We start from the raw sequence: 15164 nt of genomic DNA on the forward strand, positions 1-15164 counted from the left end.
CGATGCTGAAACGGGCCCATACGGGCCCGTTTCCTTATGCTACGACCGGGAAGTCCAGGGTCGTGTCGTTGACGCGATTGATCATGTTGGTGAACAGGATCGCGCTGATGGCCTGAATGGCCTCGACGATCTGCCCATCGCTGTAGCCGGCGGCGCGTATCGCGTCCAGGCTTGCAGCCGGTACCGTGCCGCGCGTGCTCACCAGTTCCACCGCGAAGCGGGTTAGCGCGTCAATTTTTGCGTCCTCTGGGTAGCTGCCCCGACGAAGCTGGCGCATTTGATCGCCGGTATAACCGGCCATCTTGCCCGTCAGCGTATGTGCGGCCAGGCAGTAGTCACAACCGCTGTGCTCGCTCACGGAGAGGTTGATGGCTTCCAGTTCACGCGCCGACAGGTTGCCCTTCTTGAGCGCCGCATTCGTCTGCAGCGCCTGCGCGAGCACAGCCGGCGCGTTGCTGCCGATCGTCGCGTAGGCGTTCGGCACCTTGCCGATCGCCCCGCGGAGCGCGCCAAAAAGTTCGGCGGTCTGGCCGGTGGCGTCCTGGACGGCGATGGTATGCAGGCGGGTGGTCATGATCTTTCTCCTTCGTGTCACGGGTATCGGGGTTCGGAGGCGCCGGTATGTGGCAACGCTTCCATGGACTCCATGGTAGGTGCGAGTGCGATTCGCATGGATTAGAATCGGCTCATCTTTTTGCTCGATCGTCTCACATCGGGGCGTGCTCCATGGACAGCCTTAGCGAACTCGTGCGCCTGCTGGCACCAGCCGGCACGGTGGACCTTCATTGCCGCGTGGCGGGTGCGTGGTCGGCCCACAATGAACAGGCGCCACCCGGTCACGTGCCATACCACGTGATCCTGGATGGACAGGCCAGCGTGCAGGTGGGCAAGGAGACGCTGCAGGTTGGCATGGGCGATGTGCTGCTGTTTCCGCATGGCGCCGCCCATACGTTGCATGGCATGCAGGGCGGCCGGCGCAGGGCGGCGGAGTCGCGGCAGTTCAACGGGGTGGTGACGGAAGTGTCGGTACCGGGCGCGGCGGCGCCGCTCGACATCCTGTGCGGCACGTTCGTGCTTGGCAGCGCGTCCAAGGTTCTGCTGAGCGCGTTGCCGGAGATGCTGTGCGTCGGCACAAGAGGCAACGGCGATGGTGAAGGCGAGGGCGGCGCGGACGATCTGGCCTGGCTGCGCGGCCTGATCGGCATGATGCATGTGGAAGCGGAGCGCCCCGGCCCGGGTAGCGCTGCGATCATCGCCGACCTCTCGACCGCGCTGTTTACCGTGCTGCTGCGCACGCTGATCGCCCAAGGGGGTGTTTCGCAGGGCGTCATTGCCTTGATGGCTGACCCTCGGATGGCACGCGCCGTCGACGCCGTGGTCCGGGCGCCCGAGCAGCCGTGGACTCTCGATAGTCTCGCTCAGGTTTGCAACGTGTCGCGCGCCACGCTGGCCCGTCGCTTCTCGCAACTGGGCATGACGCCGCTGGAATTGGTGACGACGCTGCGCATGGAACGCGCCGCGCGGCTGCTGCGCCAGGATGATCTGTCGGCGGCGGCCGTGGCCGAGCAGTGCGGATATGCGTCGCAGGCGGCGTTCGGCCGCGTTTTCACGCAGCAGTTTGGCATCGGGCCGGGCGCATACCGGCGGCAGCATCGCGCGCTGCGCCATGGTGCCCGAGATCCCATTACTGATTTGACTCCAACTGGATTGACGAATGCCATCCGCGACCAGACCCAATGACAACTGGGATGACTACCGGTACTTCCTGGCCGTTGCCCGGTCGGGCACGCTCTCCGCGGCTGCCGAGCAACTCGGAACAGAGCACACGACGGTGGCACGCCATATCCACGCACTTGAGCGGACGCTCAATACGCGCCTGTTTCACAAGAGCCATACGGGCTATGCGCTGACCGATGCGGGCGAGCGGCTACTGGCCACCGCCGAGACGATCGAAGGCGCGCTACTTGCCTCGAAGGCCGCGGCGGCTGGCGAGCAGGAGATCGCCGGCATCGTGCGGATCGGCGCGCCCGACGGCTTCGGCAGCATGTTCCTGGCGCCGCGTATCCATGCGCTGACCGAACGGCACCCCAGGCTCGAGGTGGAAATTTTCGCCGCGGCCCGGATTTTCAGCCTGACCCGCCGCGAAGCCGATATCGCCATTGGCCTGTCGGGTGCGGAGCATCTGCGTGTGGCGTCGCGACGACTGACCGACTACCGCATGTTCGTCTACGGGACGAAGTCGTACCTGAAGCGCGCTGCGCAGATTCGTACCAAGGCAGACCTCGCGCAGCATCCCTTCGTCGGCTACGTGGAGGAATTGCTGTTCTCGCCCGAACTGAGCTTTTCCGGCGCGGTCGGCGTCGAGCTTCCGGCGCGTGTGCGCTGCACGAACCTGCTGACCCAGGTTCACGCCACGCTCTCCGGACATTGCCTCTGCATCATCCCGGCTTACGTGGCGGCGGATTTCCCCGCGCTGGTGCCGGTGCTGCCCGATGCCGTGGCCGTGACGCGCACCTTCCACATGCACGTTCACGAAGACCACTGGAAATCGGCGCATGTGCGTGCCGTGGCCAACTTTATCGCCGAGGAAGTCGAGGCGAATACCGGGCTGTTCCTCGACGGTACGGGCTGATCGGTCACTGTAGTGAAAGGGTGAGGGCGAGGGCGAGGTTGTGCATCTTTGCACAACCGATGCGGATTTGCGGCCTGTCGTTGTGCACGATCTCGGCGAACAATTGGCGCATGTCAGGTTTGCTGCCCACCGCCATGTCCGCCCCCGCCTCCACGTCCGCGTCTTCTGCCAGTTCCGCCAGTACCGCCATGTCCGCCATACCTGCCGGCTCGCGCCACCTGCGCACGCTCACGCAGGTTGGCGGGCTCCTCGCCGTCTGGTTTGCCGCCGATTCGCTCACCCGGGCGTTCGGGTGGTCGATGTCGCCAGGTGTGCTGGGGCTGCTGGCCGTGCTGGTCCTGTTGCTGTCCGGCCGCCTTCAGGTCGGCTGGGTCAAGGATGGGGCCAACTGGATGCTTGGCGAGCTGGTGCTGTTTTTCATCCCGTGCGTGGTGGCCGTGATCAACTATATGCCGCTGTTCCGGCGCGAGGGCGTCCAGCTGGTCATCGCCGTGACGGCAGGCACGGTGCTCGTTATGGCTGCCACGGCGCTGGCAGTCCATGCCGGCTGCCGGCTGGAGGCGCGGCTGGTGCGGGCGCGCTCGAACGGAGAACAGTGAGATGCCTGCGCTCTCCGGCTTGCATCTGGCCCCGCCCGTGGCGTCGTTTCTCTGCCTGGCATGGACCGTCGCGCTGTACTTCGCTGTCAAGCCGTTGTACCAGCGCCTGCCACGGATCTGGCTGTCGCCGGCAATCGTCGTGCCGGCGCTGACCATTGCGCTGCTGCTGATCACCGGCATTCCCTACGCCGAGTACGTTGCCGATACCCGGTGGATGGTCTGGCTGCTCGGACCGGCCACGATCGCGTTCGCCGTGCCGATCTATGAGCAACGCGAGATCGTGCGCCGTCACTGGATCGCGCTGGCGCTTGGCGTGATCGCCGGGATGCTGGTGGCGATACTCAGCGCGCGGCTGCTGGCCGATGCATTTCATTTCAGCAGCGAGGTGTCGAGCAGCCTGATGGCGCGCTCCGCATCCACGCCATTCGCTGTGGCCGTCGTCGCCCATACGGGCGGGTCCGCCGAACTGGTGTCGCTATTCACCGTAATGACCGGGCTCGCCGGCATGATCGTCGGGGACACGGTGCTTGGCCTGCTGCGCCTGCGCTCGCCCGTGGCGCAGGGTGCATCGCTTGGCACGGCCGCGCATGGTTTCGGCACCGCGCGCGCCCGGCAGCGTCACGCCGAAGAGGGTGTGGTCGCCAGCCTGACGATGGTGCTGGCCGGGGTGCTAATGGTCATCGCCGGCCCAACCTTGACGGGCTGGGTCACGGCGTTGGTGGGCTGAGGCTCCCTGGTTTCAGGTTGACGGCGACAGTCGACCCGTAGTCCATCTCAGGCCGGATCGAATACCCGCCCGGGGTTCAGGGTGCCCTTCGGGTCGAGAGCTGCCTTGATCGTGCGCATCAGCGCGAGCTCCGCAGGTGTGCGCGAGTTGCCGAGGTAGGGCTTCTTGTGGATGCCGATGCCATGCTCCGCCGACACGCTCCCGGCGAACTCGCGAACGATGGCATAGGCTACCGCGTCGATCTCGGTTTCCGGGAACGCCGCCGCGTCCACCCCAGGCAGGTGCACGCTGAAGTGCAGATTGCTGTCGCCGACGTGTCCGAAGTTCACCAGTTCGGCGCTCGGCCATCGTTCCAGGATGGCGCTACGCAGTGCGTCGGCGAACCGCCCGATGCTGCCAATCGGCAGGCTGACGTCGAAGGCCGCGTTGGGTGCCCACATTTGTGGAAACTCGGCCACCGCATCGCGCAACTTCCAAAAACTCTCTGCTTCCTTACCACTCGCGGCCACCGCAGCATCGACAATCAGGCCGTCTTCCATCGCACCTTCCAGCATCCGTTCGAACGCGGCGGCATCGGCATCGGCGTCGCTGCCTTGCAGGTCGAGCAGCACATAGAACGGATGCCCTGCCGCAAGCGGTGCGCGTACGCCCGGAACGCGCGTGGTGACTAGCGTGTAGTAGTCGGCCCACATCGCTTCGAAGGCAGAGACACGGCCGGAAAGCGCGCGCTGCGCATGGCGCAGCAGACGCACCACATCGTCGAAACTGTTCAGCGCGCAGAGCGCCGTTTGCGTGGCTGACGGCAGCGGTGCGAGCCGCAGGACCGCGCGCGTGATCACGCCGAGCGTGCCTTCGCTGCCCACGAAAACCTGGCGCAGGTCGTAGCCAGCGTTGTTCTTGAGCATCTTGTTCAGTGATGTCAGCACGGTGCCATCGGCCAGCACGACTTCAAGCCCGAGTACCTGGTCGCGCATCATGCCGTAGCGGATCACGCGATTGCCGCCCGCATTGGTGGCGATATTGCCGCCGATCTGGCAGCTGCCGCGTGCGCCGAGATCCACCGCCAGCAACCATCCGGCCGCGCGAGCGGCTTCCTGTGCCGCCTGCAGCGTGGTGCCCGCCCAGATCGTCATCGTGCCAGCTTGCTCGTCGATCTCTTCGACGCCACGCATCCGTTCGAGCGATAGCACGATCTCGCCTTGCCTGGGCGTCGCGGCAGACGCCAGGCCAGTCAGGCCTCCCTGGGGAACAACTGGCTGGCCATGCCTGTGGCATGCGGCAAGGATGGCCGCGACGTCCGCCGTCGTACGCGGCCGCACGACGGCCAGAGGCGGGTTACCCAGCGGCGCGTACCAGTCCTTGCGGAAGCGTGTGTCGATGGCGTCGCCGGTTTGCAGGCCGGCAGGGTCGAGGATCGCGGCGAGTTCGGAGAGGAGGGCGGGTGTATTGGACATCGAGTAGCAGAATGGAAAGGGTCAGCGTATGCCGCGCGACAAAACCTGATCGTAGGAATCCATCACGTCAACGTAAAGTGCCATTCGTCGCCTTCGTGATGGCACCAGGAATCAAGCGCCGCTCCACGCCTCTGCGTTGATCCTCGCGGCAATCGGCTTTGGCGGCTCCTGGGTGCGTGCCAGATGTTCCAGCGCCGGCTCGATGACTTCGGCCAGTTTGCGAAAGGCCGGACCGATCTCGGCTTCGGGCACGCACGCGTAGCCGAGCAGCAGCCCCTGTTGCGTCGCCGCCCCCTCGCTGTAGTAGCGCGATAGCGGCCGGGCCGACAGCCCCTGCGTGCGCGCGGCCATGCTGATGCCGAGATCATCGGCGCCACGCGGCAGATGCATCACCATGTGCAGGCCGGCCTCATGCGTGGATGTGGGCCAGTCGGCGCCGAATCGGTCGGCGATGGCTTCGCGTAATAGCGCCTGGCGCTGCGCGTACCGCTGGCGCATCCGGCGGATATGGGTGGCGTAGTGGCCTTCCTCGATGAAGTCCGCCAGCACCGCCTGCTGCACGAGCTGGCCTTCGCGATAGAGCTCGGAAAGCCCAGTGGCGAAGTGGGGTGCCAGCGGCTTGGGTAACACCATGAAGCCCATGCGTATGCCCGGGAAGAGCGTTTTCGAGAACGTGCCCATGTAGATCACGCGATCGTTGTCGTCGAGCCCCTGCAACGACGCCACCGGCCTGCCTTCGAAACGGAACTCGCTGTCGTAGTCGTCCTCGATGATCCATGCACCGCGCTGCCGCGCGTATTCGAGCAACATGCGCCGGCGCGAGAGGCTCATCATCATGCCAAGCGGATACTGGTGCGAAGGCGTGACGAAGATGAAGCGTGGCGGATTCTGTAGCGTCGCGGGGCTTGGCGCGATCCCTTCGTCGTCGACCGGTACCGGGATTGGCTCCACGCCCGCGCTTGCCAGCAGGCTGCGTGTGCCCCAGTAGCCGGGATCCTCCATCCATGCCTTGTCGCCGGGGTCGGCCAGCAGCCGGGTGGTCAGGTCCACGGCCTGGTGAATGCCGGTGGTCAGGATGATCTGGTCCGGCTCGCAGCGCACGGAACGCACTAGACGCAGGTGTTCGGCCAGTAGCTTCTTCAGCGGCAGGTAGCCGCCGTGATGCGCGTACGTCAGCAACTGCGGACTTGGATTGCGCCAGTGCTTGTTCAGCAGGCGCGCCCAGACCGCGTGCGGAAACAGCGAGACATCAGGCACGCCCGCGACGAACGCGCCCCATTGGCGATCCGACGCGCTGGCGTGGGACACCAGATGCTGCCCCCGTCGCGACAGCGCGAATCGGTTTGGGTGTTGCTGCACTGCGGGCACAGTGATGGTGCCATTCGTCGCACTCCCGTTGTGCAATGCACGATGGTCGGGAACCGTATGCGACACGAAGGTGCCACTTCCGGTGGATGCGGTTACATAGCCTTCGGCCAATAACTGCTCGTACGCATACAGGACGGTGTTGCGCGAGACGCCGATTTCCTTGGCCAGCAGGCGCGACGCCGGCAGCTTGCTGCCCGCTGGCACAGCACCTGCAAGGATCTCCTGACGGATGATGGCGTAGAGCTGTCGGTTCATATGCTCGCCCGATTTGCCGGTGACTGCACCAGCGGGGCGCTCAAGTCGCTGAAGCAGCAGGTCGGAAAGAATGGTCTCTTTCAAAGTGGCTCCGGGCAAAAAACAGGATATGGACCTACCGATGGTACCAACCATCGGATAATTTTCCATCCGTGCTGATGCTGTTTTTTTTCGATGTCCCCATCGCGGAGCCCCCATGCCGAATGCAGCCACCGTTGCGTCTCCTGAATCGACAACGCTCACCACGCAGGCGATTGCCGATGCCGTGCGCGCACTCACGCCGTACATGGTGAAAACCCTGAGTGACTTCGTGGCGGCTGAGAGCCCGTCGGGTGCGGAGCAGCCCGCGGTGGACTTCATGGACGGTGCGCTGCGCGAGCTTGGACTGGAGTCGGAACGCATCGTCCTGAACACGGCGCAGCTGAAGGACATGCCGTTGTTCTCCACGCCGTGCTGTCCCGATGGTGGGCGCTACAACCTGCTGGCTACACATCGTCCGCGCGAACGCGGTGGCCGCTCGGTACTGTTCAATGGTCACCTCGACGTGGTGCCAACCGGCCCCGATTCGATGTGGCGCGAGTCGCCGTTCAAGTCGTATGTCGAGGATGGCTGGCTCTACGGGCGCGGCGCAGGTGACATGAAGGCGGGCATCGTCTGCGCGCTGGCCGCGTTCAAGGCACTGAAGGAACTGGGTGTGCAGCCTGCCGGCAACGTCGGATTCAACGGCGTGCTGGAAGAAGAGAGCACCGGCAACGGCGCGCTGGCCACGGTGGCTTCGCTGCGTAGCGCGGTGGGCGCGGGCAAGCTCGCTTCGTTCGACACGGTGTTGATCCCCGAGCCGCTGGGCGAAGCCCTGATGAGCGCGCAGATGGGTGTGTTCTGGATGTATGTGGAATTGACGGGCCGCCCCGCCCACGCCGCGTACATGACCACCGGCGTCAATCCCGTGGAGGCTGGCATCGCGGTGATGGAGGACCTGCGTTGTCTCGAAGCCGAATGGAACCTGCCGGAGAACCGGCCCGCCGCCTATCGCGACCACGCGCATCCGATCAACTTCAACCTGGGCCAGATCCACGGCGGCGAATGGAACTCATCCGTGCCATGTACCTGCACGCTTGGTATCCGCATCGGCTTTTATCCGCAGATGGATGTCAACGATGCCAAGGCCATCGTTGCCCAGCGCGTTCGTGATTCGCTGGCGCGTCTGGGTAGCACGCTTGACCTGAACATTCGCTACGAAGGCTTTCACGCGCCCGGCTGCGAATTCGATCTCGATAACGCGCCGATGCTGGCGCTGGCCGAGGCGCACCGCAAGGCCCACGGCAATGTGCTCAAGCGCCAGGCCACCACGGCTACCACCGACGCCCGGCACTTCCGCATCACGCTCGATACGCCTGTTACCTGCTACGGCCCCGAAGCTCGCAACATCCACGGCATCGACGAATCGGTGTCGATCGAAAGCATGGTGCGCGTGGCCACCACGTTCGCACAGTTCATGCACGACTGGTGCGGTGTAGAGCCGGCCGCCGACCAGACCTAGAAACCGGTTTTCCCTCGTTGCTGTACCGCCTGGGCAAATGCGCCACCACGTGGTGGGGCGTTGCCCGTTGCCCTCGCTTGTCCCAAGAAAAGGAAACGACCGATGAAACGCATCACTGCCAGCGTCCAGTCGCGCATCAGGGGGAGCCTGATGTCGATGGCCTTTGTTGCCGCCGCCAGCCTCATGGCTGGCACCGCGCTTGCCCAGACCACGGGCGGCACGCTGTCCGGCATCGTGCAACCCGAGCCGCCGATCCTGGTCAGCGCGCTGAACTCGCAGGCACCCACGCAGTACATCGCCGGCAAGATCTATCAAGGTCTGCTGACCTATGGTCCCGACCTGAAACCGCGCCCCGAACTGGCGAAGTCGTGGCAGATCTCGCCTGATGGCCTGACCTACACGTTTGAACTCCAGCAGGGCGTGAAGTGGCACGACGGCAAACCTTTCACCTCTGCCGACGTGGTGTTCTCGATCGACAAGATGCTGCGCGAGGTACACGTGCGCACGCGCGCCGTGATCAACAAGTACATGGCGTCGATCCGCGCAGTCAACGACAGTACCGTCGAGATCAAGCTCAAGGAGCCGTTCCCGCCGTTTATCTCGATGTTCGAAACCGGCACCATGCCGATGATGCCGAAGCACATCTACGACGGCACCGACTACCGCAACAACCCGGCCAACCAGAAGCCGGTGGGCACCGGCCCGTTCATGCTCAAGGAGTGGAAGAAGGGCGCCTATATCAAGCTGGCCAAGAACCCGAACTACTGGAAGAAGGGCAAGCCGTACCTGGACGAGCTGGTGTTCTACGTGATCCCGGACTCGGCATCGCGCGCGGTGGCGTTCGAGAAGGGTGACGTGCAGGTGCTGCGCGGTGGCGACGTTGACAACGTCGACGTCAAGCGCCTGCGCGCGCTGCCCAACGTCGAGTACACGACCAAGGGCTGGGAAATGTTCGCGCCGATGACGAGTCTGCTGCTCAACGAGCGCAAGCCGCCGTTTAATAACGTGAACGTGCGCCGCGCCGTGATGCACGCGCTGAACCGCAAGCTGATTGTCGACAACATCTTCTTCGGCATGGGCAAGCCGGCCGTGAGCCCGTTCTCGTCCAGCACGCTGTTCTTCGACAAGAACATGCCCAACTTCGACTTCAGCATCAAGAAGGCGCGCGAGGAGCTCAAGGCATCGGGTGTGGACGTCAGCAAGTATCCGGTGAAGATCCTCTCCACGTCGTACGGCGCCAACTGGGACCGTCTGGACGAGTACATCAAGCAGATGCTGGAGCAGATCGGCTTCAAGGTCAGCATCGAGTCTGCCGACGCCGGTACGTGGTCGTCGCGGGTCAGCAACTGGGACTACGACATGACCGTGACCTACACGTACCAGTACGGGGATCCGGCACTCGGCGTGGAACGTCTGTACGTGACGCGCAACATGGTCAAGGGCACGCCGTTCGCGAACGTTCAGGGCTACAGCAACCCGAAGGCTGACGATCTGTGGGCCAAGGGCGGCAACACCATGGACCCGGTGGAACGCCAGAAGCTCTACAGCGAACTGCAGCAGATCCTTGTGAGCGAGGTGGCCAATGCCAACCTGTTCGAGATCGAGTTCCCGACGTTGTATCGCAAGAACATCAAGAACCTCGTGACCACGGCCATTGGCCTGAACGAGTCGTTCGACAACGTCTCGATCGAGAAGAACTGATCGCGCCGCCAGGCTCCCCGGTGACAAGTCGCCGGGGAGCGGCGGGGATGTGCACGCGGAGGTTATCGTGAATTTTCTGTCTTTCTTTCTATCCCGGCTGATCAAGGCACTGGTGGTGGTGATCGGCGTGGTCGTCATCAACTTCTTCCTGATCCGCATGGCGCCCGGCGATCCGGCCACGGTGATGGCTGGCGAAGCTGGCGCTGGCGATGCCACCTATGTGACGCAGTTGCGCGAGCTGTTCGGGCTGGACCAGCCTGTGCTGACGCAACTGGGCATCTATCTCAAGGGCGTGGCGAAGCTCGACCTCGGCTACTCGTATCGCAACCACCTGCCGGTGCTGGACCTGATCCTTGATCGTCTGCCAGCCACCTTCTTGCTGATGAGCGGGGCATTCCTGTTCTCGATTGTGGTGGGGGTGCTGCTGGGCGTGATTGCGGCGCGGACGCGCTACGAAAACCGCCGGCGCTGGATCGACAGCGCAGTGATGTCCGGCGCGTTGCTGCTGTACGCCACGCCGCTGTTCTGGCTCTCGCTGATGGCCATCATCCTGTTCTCCGTAGTGCTCGGCTGGTTGCCTGCTTTCGGCATGGAGAGCGTCGGGGCCGGATACACGGGACTGGCCCGCGTGCAGGATATCGCGCTCCATCTGGTGCTGCCGACGATTTCGCTGGGCTGCTTCTTCATGGCTGTCTATGTGCGACTGACGCGGGCTTCGATGCTCGAGGTCATGGGCATGGACTTCGTCAAGACGGCGCGCGCCAAGGGTGTGCCGGCCCGCCGTGTGATCCGCGTGCATGTGCTGCGTAACGCGCTGCTGCCCGTGATCACGTTCGCTGGCATCCAACTCGGTCAGATGGCCGGTGGCGCGGTGCTGACCGAAACCGTGTTCTCGTGGCCTGGTATTGGCCGGCTGATGTTCGATGCGCTGCTGCAACGCGACTACCAGTTGCTGCTCGGCATCTTCTTCGTGACCTCGGCGCTGGTGGTGTTCTTCAACCTGGTGACCGATGTGATCTACCGCTTCATCGACCCCCGCATCGCCATCGGCGGCAAGGAGGCCACGGCATGAAATCGTTCTTCAAGCGCTATTGCCGCAACTACGGCGCCATGATCGGCCTGATCGTGCTGCTGGCGGTGGTTGTGGTGTCCTTCGTCGCGCCGATGCTTTACGAAGAGTCGCCCTGGATGATGGTGGCGGAACCGCTGATGAAGCCGTTCGCGGACATGGCCTATCCATTCGGCACGGATATGCTGGGCCGGGACATCACCGCTGGGCTGCTGTATGGCGCGCGCGTGTCGCTGCTGGTCGGGGTGATCTCCACGGCGGTGGCGCTGGTCGTCGGCGTGCTCGTGGGGTCCGTGGCGGGGTACTGCGGTGGCCGGATCGACGACGCGCTGATGCGGGTGACCGAGTTCTTCCAGACCATTCCCCAGTTGGCCATGGCAGTGGTGATCGTGGCCATCTTCAATCCGTCGATCTACTCGATCGTTGGCGCGATTTCGGTCGTGTCGTGGCCGCCAGTAGCGCGTCTGGTGCGTGGCGAGTTCCTTTCGCTGAAGCAGCGTGAGTTCGTGCAGGCCGCGATTGTGATCGGCCAGCGTCCGCTGCGCATCATCCTGACGCAGATCCTGCCCAATGCGATGTCGCCGATTATCGTTTCGGCGTCGTTCATGGTGGCCACCGCCATCCTGACCGAGTCGGCGCTGTCGTTCCTGGGGCTTGGTGACCGCAACATGATGAGCTGGGGCTTCATGATCGGCGCCGCGCGCACCATGATCCGCGAAGCCTGGTGGATGAGCGTCTGGCCCGGCGTGGCAATCCTGCTGACGGTGCTGGCGATCAACCTGATCGGGGAGGGGCTAAACGATGCCCTGAACCCGCAACTGCGCCGCCGCGGCGAGTAAGGAGCGCTACGATGACGCAGACCAATTCCTCCCGACAACCGCTGTTGTCGATCCGCGATCTTTCCATCGCGCTACCGGCCGGCGGCGACCGCGCGCACGCGGTCAAGGACATCTCGTATGACCTGCACGCGGGCGAAATCCTCTGCATCGTAGGGGAATCCGGCTCGGGAAAATCGATGAGCGCCAACGCGATCATGGGCCTGCTGCCGAGCTACCTGAAGCCTGAGCGCGGCGAGATTCTGTTCCAGGGGCGGGACCTGCTGAAGCTGGACGAAACCACGCTGCTCGGCATGCGTGGCAAGGACATGGCAATGGTGTTCCAGGAGCCGTTGTCCGCACTGAATCCCGTGATGACCGTCGGTGACCAGATCGCCGAAGTCATGCGTGTGCACCGCGCCTATCCGGGTGAAGCCTGCCAGCGGCGCGTGCTGGAACTGCTCGAGTTCGTCGGGTTGCCCGATCCAGCCACGCTGGTGCACAGCTATCCGTTCCGGCTGTCTGGCGGGCAGCGTCAGCGCGTGGTGATTGCGATGGCGCTGGCACTGGAGCCGACGTTGCTGATCGCGGACGAGCCCACCACGGCGCTGGACGTGACCACGCAGGCGCAGATTCTGGCCCTGATCCGGCGCATCCAGGCCGAGAAAGGCATGGGCGTGATGTTCGTTACCCACGACTTCGGCGTCGTGGCCGAGATTGCCGACCGCGTGGCTGTGATGGAGAAGGGCGTGCTGGTCGAGATCGGCACGGCGCAGCAGGTGCTCAATCACCCGCAGCATCCCTATACCCGGCGGCTGATCAGCGCCGTGCCACATGGCCGCGCGCGCGATGGCGGCCATGCGGACGACCGCACCGTGCTCGACGTGCGAAACCTGCGCAAGACCTACGTTTCCGGTGGTGGGCTGTTCTCGAAGAAGCGTGTGACGCACGCCGTGGATGACGTGTCGTTCAGCGTCAAACGCGGCGAGACGCTCGGTATCGTGGGCGAATCGGGCTCGGGCAAGTCGACCATCGGCAAATGCCTGCTGCGCCTGACCGGCGTTGACGGTGGCCAGATGCTGTTCGACGGCCAGGACATTGCGCGCCTCTCAGAGCGCCAGTTCCGCCCGATGCGGCGCGACGTGCAGATGATCTTTCAGGACCCGTTTGCGTCGCTCAATCCGCGCCATACGGTTGGCCGCATCATCACCGATGGCCCTGTCGCCACAGGCGTGCCACTGGCCGATGCCCAGGCGCGGGCGCGCGAACTGCTGCAACTGGTTGGACTGGAAGCCTCCGCGTTCGACCGCTATCCAAACCAGTTCTCGGGCGGCCAGCGTCAGCGCATCGGCATCGCCCGGGCCCTGGCGCTGGAGCCGAAGCTGCTGGTGGCCGACGAATCGGTCTCGGCGCTCGATGTCTCCGTGCAGGCGCAGGTGCTGCAACTGCTGGCAGACCTGCAGAAGCGGCTCGATATCGCGCTGATCTTCATCACGCACGACCTGCGCGTGGCCGCGCAGATCTGCCATCAGGTCATCGTCATGCACCGGGGCCGGGTCGTCGAAGCAGGCCCGCCCTCGCAGATTTTTGATGATCCGCAGCATGACTACACCCGTCGCCTGATCGACGCCATTCCGGGCAAGACCTGGGACCCGACGCTGATTCGCGTCGCGGCCTGAGGTCTGCCGCACACAGCACCACGAATTCACTGGAGCCAATCAATGAAGAACGCCGAACTGGTCCGTCGCAAGGATGCCGCTACCCCGCGTGGGGTAGGTGTGATGTGCAATTTCTACGCCGACCGCGCCGAGAACAGCGAAATCTGGGATGTCGAGGGCAAGCGCTATATCGACTTCGCTGCCGGCATCGCCGTGCTCAATACGGGCCATCGCCACCCGCGGCTGGTGGCCGCGCTGCAGGCGCAACTGAATCGCTTCACCCATACGGCGTACCAGATCGTGCCGTACGCCAGCTATGTGGAGCTGGCCGAGAAGATCAACCAGCGCGCGCCGGGGCGCTCGGCTCGCAAGACCGCCTTCTTCACGACCGGCGCGGAAGCCGTAGAGAACGCCGTCAAGATCGCGCGCGCCGCCACCGGCCGGCCCGGTGTTATCGCGTTCTCTGGTGGGTTCCATGGCCGCACGATGATGGGCATGGCGCTGACTGGCAAGGTGGCCCCGTACAAGACCGGCTTCGGGCCGTTCCCCGGCGAGGTCTTCCACGCGCCTTACCCGTCTGCGTTGCATGGCGTGACGGTGGAGGATTCGCGCCGCGCGCTCGAACACCTGTTCAAGGCCGATATCGACCCGCGCCGCGTGGCAGCCATCATCTTCGAACCGGTGCAGGGCGAGGGCGGTTTCAACGTGGCGCCGCCGGAGTTCGTGCGGATGCTGCGCGCCGTGTGCGACGAACACGGCATCCTGCTGGTGGCCGATGAGGTTCAGACCGGTTTCGGCCGCACGGGCAAGCTGTTCGCGATGGAGCACTACGACGTCGCGCCGGACCTGACCACGATGGCCAAGAGCCTGGCCGGCGGGATGCCGCTTTCCGCCGTGTGTGGCCGTGCCGAAATCATGGATGCACCCGCGCCGGGCGGCCTCGGCGGAACCTACGCCGGCAATCCGCTGGCCGTGGCGTCCGCGCTGGCCGTGCTCGACGTGCTCGAGTCCGAGAACCTGATCGCGCGAGGCGCGGCGCTTGGCGAACGACTGACGGCCCGCCTGAACAGCCTCAAGCCGCGCGTGCCGCAAATCGCCGAAGTCCGTGGCATCGGCGCAATGGTGGCCGTGGAGTTCCGTCGCGCCGATGGCAGCCCGGATGCGGAGTTCACCCGCGAAGTGCAGAACCGCGCGCTGGAGAAGGGCCTGTTGCTGCTGTCGTGCGGCGTGTACGGCAACGTGATTCGCTTCCTGTTCCCGCTGACCATCCAGGACGCCGTGATGAACGAGGGCCTCGACATCCTGGCAGACGTACTGACCCGCTGACCCGCCGAACGGAGCCACTG

14 protein-coding genes are annotated in these 15164 nt (G+C 64.6%); 10 read left to right on the forward strand and 4 right to left on the reverse strand.

The genetic code is table 11. The features are described from left to right. Positions 1 to 34 precede the first annotated feature (34 nt). Positions 35 to 574: a carboxymuconolactone decarboxylase family protein gene (locus tag K6G35_RS07120; RefSeq protein ID WP_495676251.1), complete on the reverse strand. Its 540-nt coding sequence runs from the start codon at positions 572 to 574 to the stop codon at positions 35 to 37. Positions 575 to 726: 152 nt separating this feature from the next. Between K6G35_RS07120 and K6G35_RS07125 the strand changes: the two genes are divergently transcribed. Both K6G35_RS07125 and K6G35_RS07130 read left to right on the forward strand, forming a co-directional pair. After that, positions 727 to 1740 carry a cupin domain-containing protein gene (locus K6G35_RS07125; RefSeq protein ID WP_008649638.1) on the forward strand — a complete coding sequence of 338 codons (1014 nt, stop codon included), beginning with the start codon at positions 727 to 729 and terminating at the stop codon, positions 1738 to 1740. Continuing rightward, a complete protein-coding gene (locus tag K6G35_RS07130; protein WP_008649637.1) occupies positions 1715 to 2632 on the forward strand; it encodes a LysR family transcriptional regulator in 918 nt (305 codons plus the stop codon). Before K6G35_RS07125 ends, K6G35_RS07130 begins: the two co-directional genes overlap by 26 nt. 4 nt (positions 2633 to 2636) lie before the next feature. Here K6G35_RS07130 and K6G35_RS07135 read toward each other — a convergent pair whose 3' ends face one another. Continuing rightward, positions 2637 to 2822 carry a hypothetical protein gene (locus K6G35_RS07135; RefSeq protein WP_495676252.1) on the reverse strand — a complete coding sequence of 62 codons (186 nt, stop codon included), beginning with the start codon at positions 2820 to 2822 and terminating at the stop codon, positions 2637 to 2639. Between K6G35_RS07135 and K6G35_RS07140 the strand changes: the two genes are divergently transcribed. Both K6G35_RS07140 and K6G35_RS07145 read left to right on the forward strand, forming a co-directional pair. Next, entirely contained in the window at positions 2821 to 3231 is a 411-nt protein-coding gene (locus K6G35_RS07140) for a CidA/LrgA family protein (protein ID WP_008649634.1), read from the forward strand. The genes K6G35_RS07135 and K6G35_RS07140 overlap by 2 nt on opposite strands. Position 3232: 1 nt before the next feature. Further along, positions 3233 to 3958 carry an LrgB family protein gene (locus tag K6G35_RS07145; protein WP_495676253.1) on the forward strand — a complete coding sequence of 242 codons (726 nt, stop codon included), beginning with the start codon at positions 3233 to 3235 and terminating at the stop codon, positions 3956 to 3958. Between the two features lie 47 nt (positions 3959 to 4005). Here K6G35_RS07145 and K6G35_RS07150 read toward each other — a convergent pair whose 3' ends face one another. Together K6G35_RS07150 and pdxR are read right to left on the reverse strand one after the other, a co-directional pair. After that, complete coding sequence (locus K6G35_RS07150) at positions 4006 to 5412, reverse strand: FAD-binding oxidoreductase (RefSeq protein ID WP_495676254.1); 1407 nt, start codon at positions 5410 to 5412, stop codon at positions 4006 to 4008. 111 nt (positions 5413 to 5523) lie between these two features. Further along, positions 5524 to 7119 (reverse strand): MocR-like pyridoxine biosynthesis transcription factor PdxR, encoded by a 1596-nt coding sequence (pdxR, locus tag K6G35_RS07155; protein ID WP_008649629.1) that lies wholly within the window; start codon positions 7117 to 7119, stop codon positions 5524 to 5526. Between the two features lie 112 nt (positions 7120 to 7231). Here pdxR and K6G35_RS07160 point away from each other — a divergent pair, with 112 nt between their 5' ends. The 6 genes from K6G35_RS07160 (at position 7232) to gabT (ending at position 15144) form a co-directional block, all read left to right on the forward strand. Continuing rightward, positions 7232 to 8575, forward strand: a complete 1344-nt coding sequence (locus K6G35_RS07160) for an ArgE/DapE family deacylase (RefSeq protein ID WP_495676255.1) — start codon at positions 7232 to 7234, stop codon at positions 8573 to 8575. Positions 8576 to 8677: 102 nt separating this feature from the next. Further along, entirely contained in the window at positions 8678 to 10276 is a 1599-nt protein-coding gene (locus K6G35_RS07165) for an ABC transporter substrate-binding protein (RefSeq protein WP_029307966.1), read from the forward strand. A gap of 67 nt (positions 10277 to 10343) precedes the next feature. Beyond that, positions 10344 to 11348 carry an ABC transporter permease gene (locus tag K6G35_RS07170; RefSeq protein WP_495676256.1) on the forward strand — a complete coding sequence of 335 codons (1005 nt, stop codon included), beginning with the start codon at positions 10344 to 10346 and terminating at the stop codon, positions 11346 to 11348. Continuing rightward, the gene (locus K6G35_RS07175; protein ID WP_008649614.1) at positions 11345 to 12184 is read left to right on the forward strand and encodes an ABC transporter permease; all 840 of its coding nucleotides are present in this window, start codon (positions 11345 to 11347) and stop codon (positions 12182 to 12184) included. The genes K6G35_RS07170 and K6G35_RS07175 overlap by 4 nt, the downstream gene beginning before the upstream one ends. Before the next feature lie 11 nt (positions 12185 to 12195). Then, on the forward strand, positions 12196 to 13839 hold the full coding sequence (locus K6G35_RS07180) for an ABC transporter ATP-binding protein (protein WP_017513025.1): 1644 nt from the start codon (positions 12196 to 12198) through the stop codon (positions 13837 to 13839). A gap of 42 nt (positions 13840 to 13881) precedes the next feature. Next, the gene (gene gabT / locus K6G35_RS07185) at positions 13882 to 15144 is read left to right on the forward strand and encodes a 4-aminobutyrate--2-oxoglutarate transaminase (RefSeq protein WP_017513026.1); all 1263 of its coding nucleotides are present in this window, start codon (positions 13882 to 13884) and stop codon (positions 15142 to 15144) included. Positions 15145 to 15164: the final 20 nt, after the last annotated feature.

The organism is Cupriavidus sp. HY129 (assembly GCF_059492215.1).

What these genes read in the sequence shown, in the direction of transcription:
- K6G35_RS07120 (WP_495676251.1), bottom strand. Translation starts at nt 574, where the DNA reads ATGACCACCCGCCTGCATACCATCGCCGTCCAGGACGCCACCGGCCAG.
- K6G35_RS07125 (WP_008649638.1), top strand. Translation starts at nt 727, where the DNA reads ATGGACAGCCTTAGCGAACTCGTGCGCCTGCTGGCACCAGCCGGCACG.
- K6G35_RS07130 (WP_008649637.1), top strand. Translation starts at nt 1,715, where the DNA reads ATGCCATCCGCGACCAGACCCAATGACAACTGGGATGACTACCGGTAC.
- K6G35_RS07140 (WP_008649634.1), top strand. Translation starts at nt 2,821, where the DNA reads ATGTCCGCCATACCTGCCGGCTCGCGCCACCTGCGCACGCTCACGCAG.
- K6G35_RS07135 (WP_495676252.1), bottom strand. Translation starts at nt 2,822, where the DNA reads ATGGCGGTACTGGCGGAACTGGCAGAAGACGCGGACGTGGAGGCGGGG.
- K6G35_RS07145 (WP_495676253.1), top strand. Translation starts at nt 3,233, where the DNA reads ATGCCTGCGCTCTCCGGCTTGCATCTGGCCCCGCCCGTGGCGTCGTTT.
- K6G35_RS07150 (WP_495676254.1), bottom strand. Translation starts at nt 5,412, where the DNA reads ATGTCCAATACACCCGCCCTCCTCTCCGAACTCGCCGCGATCCTCGAC.
- K6G35_RS07160 (WP_495676255.1), top strand. Translation starts at nt 7,232, where the DNA reads ATGCCGAATGCAGCCACCGTTGCGTCTCCTGAATCGACAACGCTCACC.
- K6G35_RS07165 (WP_029307966.1), top strand. Translation starts at nt 8,678, where the DNA reads ATGAAACGCATCACTGCCAGCGTCCAGTCGCGCATCAGGGGGAGCCTG.
- K6G35_RS07175 (WP_008649614.1), top strand. Translation starts at nt 11,345, where the DNA reads ATGAAATCGTTCTTCAAGCGCTATTGCCGCAACTACGGCGCCATGATC.
- K6G35_RS07180 (WP_017513025.1), top strand. Translation starts at nt 12,196, where the DNA reads ATGACGCAGACCAATTCCTCCCGACAACCGCTGTTGTCGATCCGCGAT.
- gabT (WP_017513026.1), top strand. Translation starts at nt 13,882, where the DNA reads ATGAAGAACGCCGAACTGGTCCGTCGCAAGGATGCCGCTACCCCGCGT.